We start from the raw sequence: 16,138 nt of genomic DNA, 5'->3' as shown, positions 1-16,138 counted from the left end.
TTTAGTGTAGAGTTGGTTTTTGTACTTCTGGTGCGGTCGGTTGCGGATGAGTAAAGGTGTCGTGGCATAACAGCGCGGCAACACGGACGTACTCGATGATCTCTTCAAGCGACATTTCCAGCTCTTCTTGATCTTCGTCTTCGTCGTAGCCCAGTTGCGCGATGTTACGCAGATCGTCAATGGCTTCGCCAGTTTCACCGGTCACTTTATCCAGCTTCGGCTGAGTGACGCCAAGACCGAGCAGGAAGTGATTTACCCAGCCTGCCAACGCATCAGCGCGATCGAAAACGCTAACGTCATCGCCATCAGGCAGATAAAGCTGAAAAAGGAAGCCGTCATCTTGCAAGGCATCACTGGTGGCAGAGTGCATTTTGCGCAATGCCTGGGCAAGTTCATGCCCGAAAGCCATACCTTCGTTCGTCAGGTCGTGAAGCAGCGGCAGCCAGGAGCTGTCATCATTACCGCCACATATCATCCCACTGATTAAACCATGCATCTCAGCAGGGGTCAGACCTGTCCCTTGTTGGTTCAGATACTGGTTCATTTCATTGTAACCAGGCATTTCGTTCTGTATTGACATAAGCATTCGGCATCAAAGGGAGGAAGATTCATGATATGCTATCACTTTGGACCCTGGTGGACCAGAAAAGGGCTTGTCTCATTGCACCAGGGTAGCTATAGTTTCGCCCCTTCGCAGACCAAAGGTCTGAAGGCGAAGGCAGCGCAGTCAATCAGCAGGAAGGTGGCATGTCTGCACAACCCGTCGATATCCAAATTTTTGGCCGTTCACTGCGTGTGAACTGCCCGCCTGACCAAAGGGATGCGTTGAATCAGGCTGCGGACGATCTGAACCAACGGTTGCAAGATCTGAAAGAACGCACTAGAGTCACAAATACTGAACAGTTGGTCTTCATTGCCGCATTGAATATCAGCTATGAGTTAGCGCAAGAAAAAGCGAAGACTCGTGACTACGCGGCAAGTATGGAACAGCGTATTCGGATGCTGCAACAGACCATAGAACAAGCGTTACTTGAACAAGGTCGCATCACCGAAAAAACGAACCAAAACTTTGAATGACACTTTCCGGTTTACTGTGGTAGAGTAACCGTGAAGACAAAATTTCTCTGAGATGTTCGCAAGCGGGCCAGTCCCCTGAGCCGATATTTCATACCACAAGAATGTGGCGCTCCGTGGTTGGTGAGCATGCTCGGTCCGTCCGAGAAGCCTTAAAACTGCGACGACACATTCACCTTGAACCAAGGGTTCAAGGGTTACAGCCTGCGGCGGCATCTCGGAGATTCCCTTCTTATCTGGCACCAGCCATGACACAACTACCAGAACTCCCACTGACATTATCCCGACAAGAAATCCGTAAAATGATTCGGCAGCGTCGTCGTGCGTTAACGCCGGAGCAACAACGTGAAATGGGCCAGCTGGCTGCCATGCGGATGATGAGTTATCCCCCTGTTGTGATGGCGCATACGGTCGCTATATTTCTCTCTTTTGATGGCGAACTCGACACCCAGCCGCTCATAGAGCAACTCTGGCGCGCAGGTAAGCGCGTGTATCTTCCAGTTTTACATCCCTTTAGTGCCGGTAATTTACTGTTCCTGAATTACCATCCTAAGAGTGAACTGGTGATGAACAGGTTGAAGATCCACGAGCCAAAACTGGACGTGCGTGACGTGCTACCCCTTTCCCGATTAGACGTCCTGATAACGCCGCTGGTCGCCTTTGATGAGTTCGGTCAACGCCTCGGAATGGGCGGTGGATTTTATGATCGGACATTGCAAAACTGGCAGCACTACAACATGCAGCCAGTAGGTTATGCCCATGATTGCCAGTTGGTGGAAAAACTCCCCGTAGAAGAATGGGACGTCCCGCTGCCTGCGGTGGTTACGCCATCGAAAATCTGGGAGTGGTGAGGGCGACACACCTGCATCGCCCTGATTGACATCGTTGATTCTTTGACCTAATTTAGTGAGTAAGGGTAAGGGAGGATTGCTCCTCCCCTGAGACTGACTGTTAATAAGCTGGCAAACTTATCAGTAACAGTACAATCAGTATGATGACAAGTCGCATCATAACCCTTCTCCTTTAAGCCCTCGCTTCGGTGAGGGCTTTACCGTTACAGCCCTGTGCTGCCCCGTCATCGTAAATCCTCTTTGAATAAACACAACGCATTGATCTGGCTTTAATTTATTTCTTCGAGCAGGCTCGCAAAGGCGATTACACAGCGATGCAAATGCCGTAATTAGCGCGGTAAAAGGGATAAAAAAACGGGCAAGTCAGTGACCTGCCCGTTGATTGTCAGAGAAGGAAAATTAGTACAGCAGACGGGCGCGAACAGTACCCGGAATAGCTTTCATGGCCTGTAACGCTTTTTCAGCAACGTCTTCGTCAGCTTCAATATCAATAACGACGTAACCCATCTGTGCAGAAGTTTGCAGATATTGCGCGGCAATGTTGACGCCCTGCTCGGCAAATATTTTGTTCAGCGCAGTCAGCACGCCCGGGCGGTTTTCGTGAATGTGCATCAGACGGCGTCCACCATGCAGCGGCAGCGAGACTTCCGGGAAGTTCACCGCAGAGAGTGTGGAGCCATTGTCAGAGTACTTGATTAATTTGCCCGCAACTTCCAGGCCGATATTCTCCTGCGCTTCCTGAGTCGAACCGCCAATGTGTGGCGTCAGAAGGACGTTGTCGAATTCGCACAGCGGAGAGGTAAACGGATCGCTGTTAGTCGCCGGTTCCGTCGGGAACACGTCGATTGCGGCCCCTGCCAGATGTTTGCTCGCCAGCGCGTCACACAGCGCCGGAATATCGACCACCGTTCCGCGCGAAGCGTTAATCAGTAGCGAGCCGGGCTTCATCAGCGCGATCTCTTTCGCGCCCATCATATTTTTAGTAGACGCATTCTCTGGCACATGCAGACTCACTACATCGCTCATATTCAGCAGGTCGGAAAGATGTTGCACCTGAGTGGCGTTGCCCAACGGCAGTTTGTTTTCAATATCATAGAAGTAAACATACATCCCCAGCGATTCCGCCAGAATGCCCAGTTGTGTACCAATATGACCATAACCAATAATGCCCAGCTTTTTGCCGCGCGCTTCAAAAGAGCCTGCGGCCAGCTTGTTCCATACGCCACGGTGCGCTTTGGCGTTGGCTTCCGGCACTCCGCGTAATAGCAGCAGAAGTTCGCCAATCACCAGCTCAGCAACGGAACGCGTATTTGAAAACGGGGCATTAAATACCGGGATCCCGCGTTTTGCCGCAGCATTCAAATCAACCTGGTTGGTCCCAATGCAGAAACAGCCAATAGCGACCAGTTTTTCAGCAGCGTTGATCACGTCTTCGGTCAGATGGGTACGGGATCGCAAGCCGATGAAGTGGGCATCGCGGATGGATTCTTTTAATTGTTCATCATCCAGCGCGCCTTTGTGAAATTCGATGTTGGTGTAACCTGCCGCGCGAAGGCTTTCGAGCGCCTTTTGATGCACACCTTCTACCAGCAGAAACTTAATCTTGTCTTTCTCCAGCGATACCTTTGCCATTTACCCAATCCTGTCTTTGAAATGTTGTGTGCGGATTTGCGTCCGCCTTTCAACATATCAAAAAATAATATTGCGGCAATATGAACGTTTGCGTCGCGATGTTGAGGAAATATCACGCAAAGGTATTTCTTGGATGAATATGCTGGTTTAGAGGATTTATTTAGAGCAATCGACAATAGCCTGGTAAAAACGTGACACATGTCACCAAATTTAATGAAGAGAATTTTTTTAACGGGGGAGGTTCCCCCGTCAGATCATTTCACAATGGTTTTGACACCGTCAGGTGTGCCGATCAGCGCAACGTCCGCGCCACGGTTAGCAAACAAGCCAACGGTCACCACGCCAGGAATCGCATTTATAGCGTTTTCCATCGCGATCGGGTCAAGGATTTCCATGCCGTGGACGTCGAGGATCACGTTGCCATTATCGGTCACCACGCCCTGACGGTATTCCGGACGACCGCCCAGTTTCACCAGCTGGCGCGCCACTGCACTACGTGCCATCGGGATAACTTCTACTGGCAGCGGGAATTTGCCCAGAATATCAACCTGCTTGGAAGCATCTGCAATACAGATAAATTTTTCCGCAACCGAAGCAATGATTTTTTCACGAGTCAGCGCCGCGCCGCCGCCTTTGATCATTTGCATGTGGCCGTTGATTTCATCTGCGCCATCAACGTAGATGCCAAGGCTGTCGACTTCATTGAGATCAAAAACGTGAATGCCGAGGCTTTTCAGTTTTTCAGTGGAAGCATCTGAACTGGAAACGGCCCCTTCAATCTGGCCTTTCATTGTACCGAGCGCGTCAATAAAGTGTGCGGCGGTGGAACCTGTACCTACACCAACAATGGTGCCGGGCTGAACATACTGAAGTGCCGCCCATCCTACTGCTTTTTTCAATTCATCCTGCGTCATGATCGTTTCGCCTGTGGTATGAAATTTCACACGCATTATATACAAAAAAAGCGATTCAGACCCCGTTGGCAAGCCGCGTGGTTAACTCATCCATAAAATAACGGGCAATGTTGCTCTTCAGGAAAAAGATAGACAAGGGGCCTGATATTCAGCTCCACTGCATAAACCGTTGCACCAACTCTCCGTTCTCCCGCGCAGACGCAATGGGATTATTGGCCGATAAACCAACCTTTACAACACACGGCCTGGGTACTTCACAAAGGCTTAGAAAGCACGGTATTGCCAACCAAAATGTCCACTATGACCGCTTTTGTATGCGTTAAATACTCTGTAACCAAAGCAAAATTATGTCATAGTTCGGCATGAGAATATTTGAGGAGCAGGTTAGAGAAATGAAACGCCCGGACTACAGGACATTACAGGCACTGGATGCGGTGATACGTGAACGAGGATTTGAGCGCGCGGCACAAAAGTTGTGCATTACGCAATCAGCCGTCTCACAGCGCATTAAGCAACTGGAAAATATGTTCGGGCAGCCGCTGTTGGTGCGAACAGTTCCCCCGCGCCCGACAGAACAAGGACAAAAATTACTGGCACTGCTTCGCCAGGTCGAGCTGCTGGAAGAAGAGTGGCTTGGCGATGAACAAACCGGTTCCACCCCACTACTGCTCTCGCTGGCAGTCAACGCCGACAGTCTGGCAACCTGGTTGCTTCCGGCACTGGCTCCTGTACTGGCTGATTCGCCTATTCGTCTGAACTTACAGGTAGAAGATGAAACTCGCACCCAGGAGCGTCTGCGCCGAGGTGAAGTGGTCGGCGCGGTGAGTATTCAACATCAGGCGCTGCCTAGTTGCCTGGTCGATAAACTTGGCGCGCTCGACTATCTGTTCGTCAGCTCCAAACCATTTGCCGAGAAATACTTCCCCAACGGAGTAAGCCGCTCTGCGCTGCTCAAAGCACCAGTAGTCGCGTTTGACCATCTTGACGATATGCACCAGGCATTTTTGCAGCAAAACTTCGATCTGCCGCCAGGTAGCGTACCGTGCCATATCGTTAACTCGTCCGAAGCCTTCGTGCAGCTCGCTCGCCAGGGTACAACCTGCTGTATGATCCCACACCTGCAAATTGAAAAAGAATTGGCCAGCGGAGAGTTGATTGATCTGACGCCCGGGCTATTCCAACGGCGAATGCTTTACTGGCATCGCTTTGCCCCAGAAAGCCGCATGATGCGTAAAGTCACTGATGCTTTGCTCGACTATGGTCACAAAGTGCTTCGTCAGGATTAATCAATCAGTTAACGCCTGGTAGCACATATCAGGCGTTTTTCTTTTTTATTCTTTGAATAACATCACAAAACAGACAAATCTCACACGGCAAAAAACGACGCCCCATTCCATTTTTTTTGCTGGCGACAAACCCGTATAAAAAGCTCACCGTAAGCGCAAACACCCTCATTTTTATTGCGTTTTATGGAGCAAATAATGTCAAACGTGCAAGAGTGGCAACAGCTTGCCAACAAGGAGTTGAGCCGTCGGGAGAAAACCGTCGACTCACTGGTTCAGCAAACGGCGGAAGGGATCGCCATCAAGCCACTGTATACCGAAGCCGATCTCGACAATCTGGAAGTGACCGGTACCCTTCCTGGCTTGCCGCCCTATGTTCGTGGTCCCCGCGCCACCATGTATACCGCCCAACCGTGGACCATCCGTCAGTATGCCGGTTTCTCGACCGCCAAAGAGTCCAACGCTTTTTATCGCCGTAACCTGGCTGCCGGGCAAAAAGGTCTTTCCGTGGCGTTTGACCTTGCCACCCACCGTGGCTACGACTCCGATAACCCGCGCGTGGCGGGCGATGTTGGCAAAGCGGGCGTCGCTATCGATACCGTAGAAGATATGAAGGTGCTCTTCGACCAAATACCGCTGGATAAAATGTCGGTTTCGATGACCATGAACGGCGCAGTCCTGCCAGTGCTGGCCTTTTATATCGTGGCGGCAGAAGAGCAAGGCGTTCCCCCCGATAAACTGACGGGTACAATTCAGAACGATATCCTCAAAGAGTACCTCTGCCGCAATACCTATATTTACCCACCGAAACCTTCTATGCGCATTATCGCTGACATTATCGCCTGGTGTTCCAGCAATATGCCGCGCTTCAATACCATTAGCATCAGCGGCTACCACATGGGCGAAGCCGGTGCGAACTGTGTGCAACAGGTGGCGTTTACTCTCGCCGATGGGATTGAGTACATCAAAGCCGCTCTCTCTGCTGGCTTAAAAATTGATGACTTCGCCCCGCGCCTGTCGTTCTTCTTTGGTATCGGCATGGACCTGTTTATGAACGTCGCCATGCTGCGCGCCGCACGCTATCTCTGGAGCGAAGCAGTAAGCGGGTTTGGTGCCAAAGATCCGAAATCGCTGGCGCTACGCACCCACTGTCAAACCTCCGGCTGGAGTCTCACCGAACAGGATCCGTATAACAACGTTATCCGCACCACCATTGAAGCGTTGGCAGCTACCCTTGGCGGAACCCAGTCGCTGCATACAAATGCCTTTGATGAAGCGCTTGGTTTGCCGACCGATTTTTCGGCACGTATTGCCCGTAACACCCAGATCATTATTCAGGAAGAGTCAGAACTCTGTCGCACCGTCGATCCGCTGGCCGGTTCTTATTACGTTGAGTCACTAACCGATCAGATCGTGAAACAGGCCAGAGCCATCATTGATCAGATCGACGAAGCCGGAGGCATGGCGAAGGCGATCGAAGCAGGTCTGCCAAAAAGGATGATCGAAGAAGCGTCTGCTCGTGAACAGTCGTTGATCGACCAGGGCAAACGCGTGATCGTCGGCGTCAACAAGTACAAACTGGATCACGAAGATGAAACTGATGTCCTTGAAATCGACAACGTGATGGTGCGTAACGAGCAAATTGCTTCGCTGGAACGCATTCGCGCCACCCGTGATGATGCCGCCGTAACCGCCGCATTGAACGCTCTGACTCACGCTGCACAGCATAACGAAAACCTGCTGGCTGCCGCTGTTAATGCGGCTCGCGTTCGCGCGACGCTGGGTGAAATATCCGATGCGCTGGAAGCCGCTTTTGACCGTTATCTGGTACCGAGCCAGTGTGTTACCGGCGTCATTGCGCAAAGCTATCATCAGTCGGAAAAATCAGCCTCCGAGTTTGATGCAATTGTTGCGCAAACGGAGCTGTTCCTTGCCGACAATGGTCGTCGCCCGCGCATTCTGATCGCCAAAATGGGACAAGATGGACACGATCGCGGAGCGAAAGTCATTGCCAGCGCCTATTCCGATCTTGGTTTCGACGTTGATTTGAGTCCCATGTTCTCCACGCCGGAAGAGATCGCCCGCCTGGCAGTGGAAAACGACGTTCATGTGGTGGGCGCATCCTCGCTTGCAGCAGGACATAAAACGCTGATCCCGGAACTGATTGAAGCCCTGAAAAAATGGGGGCGCGAAGATATTTGCGTGGTCGCCGGTGGCGTTATTCCGCCGCAAGATTATGCCTTCCTGCAAGAGCGTGGCGTGGCGGCGATTTACGGTCCTGGTACTCCCATGCTTGACAGCGTGCGTGATGTGCTGAACCGGATTAGCCAACATCATGATTAACGAAGCCACGCTGGCAGACAGCATTCGACGCCTACGTCTGGGTGAGCGAGCCACGCTCGCTCAGGCCATGACGCTGGTTGAGAGCCGTCACCCTCGCCATCAGGCACTCAGCACTCAACTGCTTGATGCCATCATGCCGTTTGTGGTGAACTGACCCTGCGACTGGGCGTTGCTACGGCACGCCAGGAGCAGGAAAAAGTACCTTTCTTGAAGCCTTTGGCATGTTACTGATTCGCCAGGGGCTTAAGGTCGCGGTTATCGCGGTCGACCCCAGCAGTCCAGTAACCGGTGGCAGCATCCTTGGGGATAAGACTCGCATGACCGAACTGGCGCGTGCCGATGCAGCATTTATTCGCCCGGTTCCGTCATCTGGTCACCTTGGCGGCGCCAGCCAGCGGGCGCGGGAGTTAATGCTGTTATGTGAAGCGGCGGGTTATGACGTGGTGATCGTTGAAACCGTCGGCGTCGGGCAGTCAGAAACGGAAGTCGCCCGCATGGTGGACTGCTTTATCTCGCTACAGATTGCTGGTGGCGGCGATGATCTCCAGGGCATTAAAAAGGGTTTGATGGAGATGGCAGATCTGATTGTCATCAACAAAGATGATGGTGATAACCACACGAATGTCGCCATTACCCGCCATATGTACGAAAGCGCTCTGCATATTCTGCGCCGCAAATATGACGAATGGCAGCCACAGGTCCTCACCTGTAGTGCACTAGAAAAATGCGGTATCGATGAGATATGGCGCGCAATTATCGATTTCAAAACCGCACTGACTACCAGCGGTCGTTTACAACAGGTGCGGCAACAACAATCGGTGGAATGGCTGCGTAAACAGACCGAAGAAGAGGTGCTGCACCACCTGTTCACTAATGAAGATTTCGATCGCTATTACAGCCAAACGCTATTAGCGGTCAAAAATAATATGCTCTCGCCGCGCACAGGTTTGCGGCAGCTCAGTGATTTTATCCAGACTCAGTATTTTAATTAAGGGAATTTTTATGTCTTATCAGTATGTTAATGTAGCCATCATCAACAAAGTGGCGGTCATTGAGTTTAACTATGCCCGCAAACTCAATGCGTTAAGTAAAGTCTTTATTGATGACCTGATTCAGGCATTAAACGATCTCAATCGTCCAGAAATCCGCTGCATCATTCTGCGCGCCCCAAGTGGTTCCAAAGTCTTTTCCGCAGGTCACGACATTCATGAGTTGCCGTCAGGAGGTCGCGATCCGCTCTCTTACGATGATCCGCTACGTCAAATTACCCGCGTGATCCAAAAATGCCCCAAACCGGTAATTTCGATGGTCGAAGGTAGCGTCTGGGGGGGCGCATTTGAAATGATCATGAGCTCTGATCTGATCATCGCCGCCAGTACTTCTACCTTCTCAATGACGCCAGTCAATCTGGGCGTACCGTATAACCTGGTGGGGATCCACAACCTGACTCGTGACGCGGGCTTCCACATTGTCAAAGAGCTGATTTTTACCGCTTCGCCAATCACCGCTCAACGCGCGCTGGCTGTTGGCATTCTCAACCACGTTGTTGAGGCCGATGAACTGGAAGATTTCACCTTACAAATGGCTCACCACATTTCCGAAAAAGCGCCGTTAGCCATTGCAGTAATCAAGGAAGAGCTGCGCGTGTTGGGTGAAGCGCACACCATGAATTCAGATGAATTTGAGCGTATTCAAGGGATGCGCCGGGCGGTTTATGACAGCGAAGATTATCAGGAAGGTATGAACGCCTTCCTGGAAAAACGTAAACCTAATTTCGTCGGTCATTAATGATCCACGAACTAAGGAGCAAAGGATGAATATTACCCGGACAAGGATGACCGCCGATGAAGCGGCGGAAATAATCCAGCACAACGATATGGTGGCATTCAGTGGTTTTACTCCTGCGGGTTCGCCCAAGGCTCTTCCTGTCGCCATTGCCCGTCGCGCCAATGAACAACATGAGGCGAAAAAACCGTATCAAATTCGCCTGCTGACCGGAGCGTCGATTAGCGCCGCCGCCGATGACATACTCTCTGAAGCTGACGCCGTTTCATGGCGCGCGCCATACCAGACATCATCGGGATTACGTAAAAAGATCAATCAGGGATCGGTTAGTTTTGTTGATCTGCATTTGAGCGAAGTTGCGCAAATGGTCAACTACGGCTTTTTCGGCGACATCGATGTTGCGGTAATTGAAGCCTCAGCCCTCGCTCCGGATGGGCGCGTCTGGTTAACCAGTGGGATCGGTAATGCACCAACCTGGTTGCTGCGTGCAAAGAAAGTGATCATTGAACTCAATCATTATCACGATCCGCGCGTTGCAGAACTGGCGGATATTGTGACTCCTGGCGCACCACCGCGACGTAATAGCGTGTCGATCTTCCATGCGATGGATCGCGTCGGTACCCGCTATGTACAAATCGATCCGAAAAAAATTGTCGCCGTCGTGGAAACCAACTTACCTGATGCAGGTAACTCGCTGGATAAACAAAATCCCATGTGCCAGCAAATCGCCGACAATGTGGTCACCTTCTTGTTGCGCGAAATGGCGCAGGGGCGCATTCCGCGGGAATTTCTGCCACTGCAAAGCGGGGTAGGCAACATCAATAATGCGGTAATGGCGCGTCTGGGGGAAAACCCGGAAATTCCTCCGTTTATGATGTATTCAGAAGTGCTACAGGAGTCTGTGGTTCATCTTCTGGAAACCGGCAAAATTACCGGGGCCAGCGCCTCCAGTCTGACAATTTCTGCCGATTCACTGCGCAAGATTTACGCCAATATGGATTACTTCGCCAGTCGCATTGTGTTACGTCCGCAAGAGATTTCCAATAACCCAGAAATTATCCGCCGCCTTGGTGTTATCGCTCTGAATGTCGGCCTCGAGTTTGATATTTACGGCCACGCCAACTCAACGCACGTAGTCGGCGTTAATTTAATGAATGGTATCGGCGGTAGCGGTGATTTTGAACGCAACGCGTATCTGTCGATCTTTATGGCACCGTCGATTGCTAAAGAAGGCAAGATCTCAACCGTCGTGCCTATGTGCAGCCATGTTGATCACAGCGAACACAGCGTGAAAGTGATCATCACAGAGCAAGGGATCGCCGACTTGCGTGGCCTCTCTCCACTTCAGCGCGCGCGCACTATCATCGATAACTGCGCACATCCGATGTACCGTGACTATCTGCATCGCTATCTGGAGAATGCACCCGGCGGGCATATTCACCACGATCTTAGCCACGTTTTCGATCTGCATCGCAATTTGATCGAAACGGGCTCAATGCTAGGTTAATCGCTCGTACCGTCACGATCTTCAGCAATTTGCTGTAGCAGCGTGGCGGTATAGCGATGATTTTTCAGTGAATAAAGGTATTCCTGCATATACATTGGCGTATGCGGTGCGTCAAAATATTTCAACGTAGCTGGGTTCACCAGCCGCCATGCAAAATGTGGGATCACCGTAAGAAAATGTCCGTGCTCAACGGCGCTGATTTTGGCCATAAAACTGTATGGGCGATAAATAATTGTTGGATTGATCCCACAAGGGCGCATGTTCGCATCAATCATCGCTTCATAATTAGCACGGTTTTGAAAGCGCATCTGTAACCAGGGCAACTCCTGTAACAACTCCTGCTCCTGACGCTCTTCATAACGGCGAGAAACGAGAAACCCCAGTCGCAGCGGCGGCAGTTCACTCATTGTTAGATTATCCAACCCGTGTACACGAGCGGAAACATGCTGCGGAGAAATAATAAAATCAAGCTGACGATAGAAGAGATTGTCGATAACCTCATTTTCGCTGAATTCAACCGGCTGGGCCGTCACGCCTTCGTACTTATCACCCAGGCTAATTAACTGATCAAAAATAATCGTCGGATAGGTATTATCGATACCAATCACAATTTCACGAGAACGACGTCCAGAATTATGAATTTCATTATCGATAGCAGAAAGCCGTTGGTAAACCGGGAAAAGCTTTTGATAAAGCTCCTGCCCGGCTTTATTAAGGCTGATGTTATTATCTTTACGGGTAAATAATGTATAACCAATTTGCTCCTCTAGCGCGGCAATACTTTTGCCGAACGGCGAAGCTGTCATATGTAGCTTTTCTGCCGCTCGGGCAATATTATTGGTTTGCGCTAATAAAATAAAATTGCGCATCTTTTTCGAAATAAAAATATCCATCGCCGCTTCCTCCAAACATCCCTGTCCGCTTAACCGTTTCAGTAAGCTAATCCTTAATGAAATCGCAAGCAAAGATAGGTGCTTATGTCATGGTTTTACAGAAAATTACAGAAAAATGAGGCGATATCAGATAAAGACATTAGCCCGACAAATGAGTCGGGCTACAAGTATTATTGTGCGGCAGGTGTTTTAGCGGGTTGTTGATCCACTGGTTCTAACTGGAAGACCACATCGACCTGATCATCAAACTGAATAGCGGCCTGCTCGTAAGTTTCCTGGGCGGAAACCGGTGCGGCATCGGCTTTCATCATGCGTACCATTGGGCTGGGCTGATAATTGGAAACATGGTAGCGCACGCTATATACCGGCCCCAGTTTGCGATTAAAGCCGTTCGCCAGCTCCTGAGCCTGATGAATCGCGTTATCAATCGCTGCCTTACGCGCTTTGTCTTTATAGGCATCTGGCTGTGCCACGCCCAACGACACAGAACGAATTTCGTTGAGTCCGGCCTTCAGCGCGCCATCCAGCAAGGAATTCAGTTTGTCTAACTGACGAAGCGTGACTTCCACCGTTCTCACGGCACGATAGCCTTTCAGGATACTTTTACCATCCTGGTAATCGTAGTCTGGCTGGGTACGCAAATTCGCGGAACTGATATCTTTTTTCGCGATCTGATTGAGTTCAAGGAAAGAGATATATTGCGCGACGCGCTCATCCGCCTGCTTCTTGGCAGAAGCGGCATCCTTCGCCGTCACGTTAACTTCAATAGCAAGAATAGCGATATCTGGCACCGCATCAACGCTTGCCGTTCCTGAAGTGACAATGTGCGGACCATCCGGTAGTTCATTGGCCTGCACAGCCATCCCGCTGAAACCCATCAATGCCGCCAGGGCGATAACTTTGAACTTCACGTTAGTCTCTCCGTGTTAATTGACTTGCCCAAAACTCAGGACCTCTGGAGGCAAGCTTAGCGTCTCTGTTTTATTTTTCCATCAGATAGCGCCTAACTGAACAAGGCTTGTGCATGAGCAACACCCTCTTTCGCCAGTTGTAGGGCGATAATCCACATAACGCAGCCCACCACGAGATTGATAATGCGCTGCGCTTTGGCGGTACGCAAACGCGGCGCCAGCCAGGCGGCTAATAACGCCAGACCAAAAAACCACAGGAAAGAGGCACTGATCGTCCCGAGCGCAAACCAACGTTTGGGATCTGGCTCAAGTTGCCCGCCCAGACTGCCCAATACCACAAAGGTATCCAGGTAAACATGCGGATTCAGCCAGGTTACCGCCAGCATAGTGGCAATAATTTTCCAACGTCCCTGCTTCATCACTTCAGCACTAACCAGCTCAATATTGCTGCTCATCGCCGTTTTAAAAGCACCAAAGCCATACCACAGCAAGAAGGCCACACCGCCCCAGGTCACCAGCGCCAGCAACCACGGTGACTGCATCAATAACGCGCTACCACCAAAAATCCCGGCGCAAATCAGGACCAAATCGCTTATCGCGCAGAGCAAAGCAATCATAATGTGGTACTGACGACGAATGCCCTGATTCATCACAAAAGCATTTTGCGGACCAAGCGGCAGAATCATAGCAGCACCAAGAGCAAGCCCTTGAAAATAATAAGAAAACACGTTGAACATTCCGAACTAATTATCTGATAAAGAGACTATAGCGCGGGATTGTTATTAGATAAAATTTATAATGCTAATAGCATATAAATAATTTTAATAAAAAAATAAATAATTCTATTCGGTAACTGATTTTAGGATAAAGATCTCATCATTCCCCATAACATAAACGGCGTTATGGCTCTCTTTCCTGCTCGCGTTGTAAAGGACTAACACTGTGCAAGCCTATGATCTCACTCTTCTCCCCTACCCTATCCACGAAAATATGCCGCGCCAACAAGGTTGGTGCTTTGGCCTACCGCCAGGCATAACGCCCGAACAGTGGCCGCTGGATCCAAATAATGGTTTCCCATTGAATCATGGATTTACCCTGCTGTTGCCGGAAGATTATCGGATTTATGGGCCAGAGATTGTCGCGTTATCTTTCTTTGCTGTTGCGCCCGAGCACAACGATGGCGGAACACCCTGTACAGAAGCAATATTGGATGTGTTTGAGAATTTTGAATCCTGCCCCCCACCTGAAGATCCAGATCTTTATGTTTTCTGGCAGGCAGAAAAGCAACGACATCCACGGCTATTTCGGATGGAAGATATATTAGGCTGTTCTTATGCGGTGATTTTACTCACCCAGCACGAGTTCAACGGCCCATTTTGTGAGCCGCCTGAACTTATACCTAACCACTATCGCGACCAGCAAGATACGCCAGAATGGCTGACTATCGGCAGTGCTTTTAGTTATTTTCAGGCTAACGTCAGGCCAAAAGATACGCCTGAAAGCAATTTTGTATACCGTAAAATGGGCACCATTCCTGAGCAGTCGCTGGCTTTCAATCTGGCGATTTCATGCGAGCCGCGCGCTTTTGATCCTAATGCGGGAATTAGCCCCACAGAAAGAAATAATACGGAATATCAGTCCATTCGATATTTTTCTAAAGATGCAGAGGGAAAAAGTAAATGTGAAACTCACCAGTGGCATAGTGCACATTTGCCCAATCATCTCGGTGGTTCAATGGCGCCCGTGCAGTCTATACCAAACGGAATGTCGCCTTATTATATTGAGTTTGAAGAGTATTTCGGTGGATATAATTTCGGTGCAGGTAATGCCTGGCTGGACTTTAAAAATATGCAGTTTGATTTTAGTTGTTAAAAATGAGGGCTTATCACCTTGATAAGCCCTCGTACATAATTAGCTATTGCTCTCTTTCACCCGCTTGAAGTTCACATCCATTTGCGGATACGGGAAGCTGATGCCAGCAGCATCAAATTCACGTTTAATACGTTCCAGCACATCCCAGTACACGTTTTGCAGATCGCCACTGTTGCTCCAGGCACGCACGACGAAATTAATCGACGATGCGCCCAGTTCGTTCAGGCGTACGGTAATTTCACGATCTTTTAAAATACGATCTTCGGACTGAATAATATCGGTCAGGATCTGCTTAACCTGATCGATATCAGAATCATACGCTACGCCAATAATAAATTCGTTACGGCGCGCCGGCTCACGAGAGAAGTTAATAATATTACCGGCAATAATTTTACCGTTCGGAATAACAATTATTTTACCGTCTGCGGTACGCATGGTGGTGGAGAAAATCTGCACACTCTGCACAGTACCAGCAACGCCGCCGAGGTCAACATATTCTCCTGCACGGAACGGGCGGAACATAACCAGCAAAACGCCAGCAGCCAGGTTAGACAGTGAACCCTGCAAGGCCAGACCTACAGCTAAACCTGCGGCACCGAGTACGGCAATGACCGATGCGGTTTGTACGCCCACGCGGCCCAGTGCTGCAATTAACGTAAAGGCGATAATTGCGTAACGGATTAATGCAGAAAGAAAATCAGCAACGGTGGCATCTATGTTACGGGAGATCATCAGGCGATTCACCGCGTTGGAAATCATCCGCGCGATAATCAAACCAACGATGATGATCGCGAGTGCCGCCACGATGTTTACAGCATAACTCAGCAACAGCGCCTGGTTATTTACCAACCAGGATCCTGCGCCGTTTATGCTATCGACAACTTTCAAATCTTCCATTCAATATTCCTTTTCAACTGACTTAAATTGGAGAAACATACTCCGCCGCCTTACGACGGGCAGTCTGACAAGGGTAAACAATAAAGCATAATTTTGCCAAATAGATCACAGATTTCTTAAGTACATCACCTTGCTTTTGGCGAAAAAAGGTCCGCAGAGCGGGCCTCAGACAGATG

At 50.0% G+C, this 16,138-nt stretch carries 15 protein-coding genes, 1 other RNA gene and 1 pseudogene; 9 read left to right on the top strand and 8 right to left on the bottom strand.

What is annotated here, in order from left to right; translation table 11 throughout:
* Window position 1: 1 nt before the first annotated feature.
* Window positions 2-580, bottom strand: a complete 579-nt coding sequence (gene ygfB / locus AACU94_RS01620; RefSeq protein ID WP_001295378.1) for a UPF0149 family protein YgfB — start codon at window positions 578-580, stop codon at window positions 2-4.
* Between the two features lie 167 nt (window positions 581-747).
* On the opposite strand from ygfB, the gene zapA reads away from it, so the two are divergent.
* The 3 genes from zapA (at window position 748) to AACU94_RS01605 (ending at window position 1,925) form a co-directional block, all read left to right on the top strand.
* A complete protein-coding gene (zapA, locus tag AACU94_RS01615) occupies window positions 748-1,077 on the top strand; it encodes a cell division protein ZapA (RefSeq protein ID WP_001276008.1) in 330 nt (109 codons plus the stop codon).
* Between the two features lie 41 nt (window positions 1,078-1,118).
* Window positions 1,119-1,302, top strand: a non-coding RNA gene (gene ssrS / locus AACU94_RS01610) — 6S RNA.
* Window positions 1,303-1,322: 20 nt separating this feature from the next.
* Entirely contained in the window at window positions 1,323-1,925 is a 603-nt protein-coding gene (locus AACU94_RS01605; protein WP_135488807.1) for a 5-formyltetrahydrofolate cyclo-ligase, read from the top strand.
* Between the two features lie 100 nt (window positions 1,926-2,025).
* On the opposite strand, the gene AACU94_RS01600 is transcribed toward AACU94_RS01605, so the two are convergent.
* The 3 genes from AACU94_RS01600 to rpiA form a co-directional block, all read right to left on the bottom strand.
* Entirely contained in the window at window positions 2,026-2,085 is a 60-nt protein-coding gene (locus tag AACU94_RS01600) for a type I toxin-antitoxin system Ibs family toxin (protein WP_100635201.1), read from the bottom strand.
* Window positions 2,086-2,324: 239 nt separating this feature from the next.
* Window positions 2,325-3,557, bottom strand: coding sequence for a phosphoglycerate dehydrogenase (gene serA / locus AACU94_RS01595; protein WP_130258051.1), 1,233 nt, complete (start codon window positions 3,555-3,557; stop codon window positions 2,325-2,327).
* 254 nt (window positions 3,558-3,811) lie between these two features.
* Window positions 3,812-4,471, bottom strand: a complete 660-nt coding sequence (gene rpiA / locus AACU94_RS01590) for a ribose-5-phosphate isomerase RpiA (RefSeq protein ID WP_000189743.1) — start codon at window positions 4,469-4,471, stop codon at window positions 3,812-3,814.
* A 392-nt stretch (window positions 4,472-4,863) separates the two neighbouring features.
* On the opposite strand from rpiA, the gene argP reads away from it, so the two are divergent.
* The 5 genes and pseudogenes from argP (at window position 4,864) to scpC (ending at window position 11,389) form a co-directional block, all read left to right on the top strand.
* Entirely contained in the window at window positions 4,864-5,757 is an 894-nt protein-coding gene (gene argP, locus AACU94_RS01585; RefSeq protein ID WP_000828349.1) for a DNA-binding transcriptional regulator ArgP, read from the top strand.
* 195 nt (window positions 5,758-5,952) lie between these two features.
* Window positions 5,953-8,097, top strand: a complete 2,145-nt coding sequence (gene scpA / locus AACU94_RS01580) for a methylmalonyl-CoA mutase (RefSeq protein WP_135488806.1) — start codon at window positions 5,953-5,955, stop codon at window positions 8,095-8,097.
* Window positions 8,090-9,089, top strand: a pseudogene (gene meaB / locus AACU94_RS01575) (methylmalonyl Co-A mutase-associated GTPase MeaB). Before scpA ends, meaB begins: the two are co-directional and overlap by 8 nt.
* 10 nt (window positions 9,090-9,099) lie before the next feature.
* Window positions 9,100-9,885: a methylmalonyl-CoA decarboxylase gene (scpB, locus tag AACU94_RS01570; RefSeq protein ID WP_130258048.1), complete on the top strand. Its 786-nt coding sequence runs from the start codon at window positions 9,100-9,102 to the stop codon at window positions 9,883-9,885.
* Between the two features lie 25 nt (window positions 9,886-9,910).
* Window positions 9,911-11,389 carry a propionyl-CoA:succinate CoA transferase gene (gene scpC, locus AACU94_RS01565; protein ID WP_130217987.1) on the top strand — a complete coding sequence of 493 codons (1,479 nt, stop codon included), beginning with the start codon at window positions 9,911-9,913 and terminating at the stop codon, window positions 11,387-11,389.
* Here the strand turns inward: scpC and srsR are convergent.
* The 3 genes from srsR to argO form a co-directional block, all read right to left on the bottom strand.
* Window positions 11,386-12,282 carry a LysR family transcriptional regulator SrsR gene (gene srsR, locus AACU94_RS01560; RefSeq protein WP_130207863.1) on the bottom strand — a complete coding sequence of 299 codons (897 nt, stop codon included), beginning with the start codon at window positions 12,280-12,282 and terminating at the stop codon, window positions 11,386-11,388. The genes scpC and srsR overlap by 4 nt on opposite strands.
* Before the next feature lie 170 nt (window positions 12,283-12,452).
* Window positions 12,453-13,193, bottom strand: coding sequence for an oxidative stress defense protein (locus AACU94_RS01555; protein ID WP_064529765.1), 741 nt, complete (start codon window positions 13,191-13,193; stop codon window positions 12,453-12,455).
* Between the two features lie 92 nt (window positions 13,194-13,285).
* Entirely contained in the window at window positions 13,286-13,921 is a 636-nt protein-coding gene (argO, locus tag AACU94_RS01550; protein WP_130217989.1) for an arginine exporter ArgO, read from the bottom strand.
* Window positions 13,922-14,135: 214 nt separating this feature from the next.
* On the opposite strand from argO, the gene AACU94_RS01545 reads away from it, so the two are divergent.
* Complete coding sequence (locus tag AACU94_RS01545; protein WP_135488805.1) at window positions 14,136-15,065, top strand: hypothetical protein; 930 nt, start codon at window positions 14,136-14,138, stop codon at window positions 15,063-15,065.
* A gap of 39 nt (window positions 15,066-15,104) precedes the next feature.
* Here the strand turns inward: AACU94_RS01545 and mscS are convergent, their stop codons facing one another.
* Entirely contained in the window at window positions 15,105-15,962 is an 858-nt protein-coding gene (gene mscS / locus AACU94_RS01540) for a small-conductance mechanosensitive channel MscS (RefSeq protein ID WP_130259410.1), read from the bottom strand.
* Between the last annotated feature and the right edge of the window lie 176 nt (window positions 15,963-16,138).

The sequence above is a fragment of the Escherichia sp. E4702 genome, assembly GCF_963883545.1.
In the GTDB taxonomy this organism is placed as follows: domain Bacteria; phylum Pseudomonadota; class Gammaproteobacteria; order Enterobacterales; family Enterobacteriaceae; genus Escherichia.
Note: the sequence above shows the minus strand (reverse complement) of the source record. Positions and strands in the feature narration are given on the sequence as shown.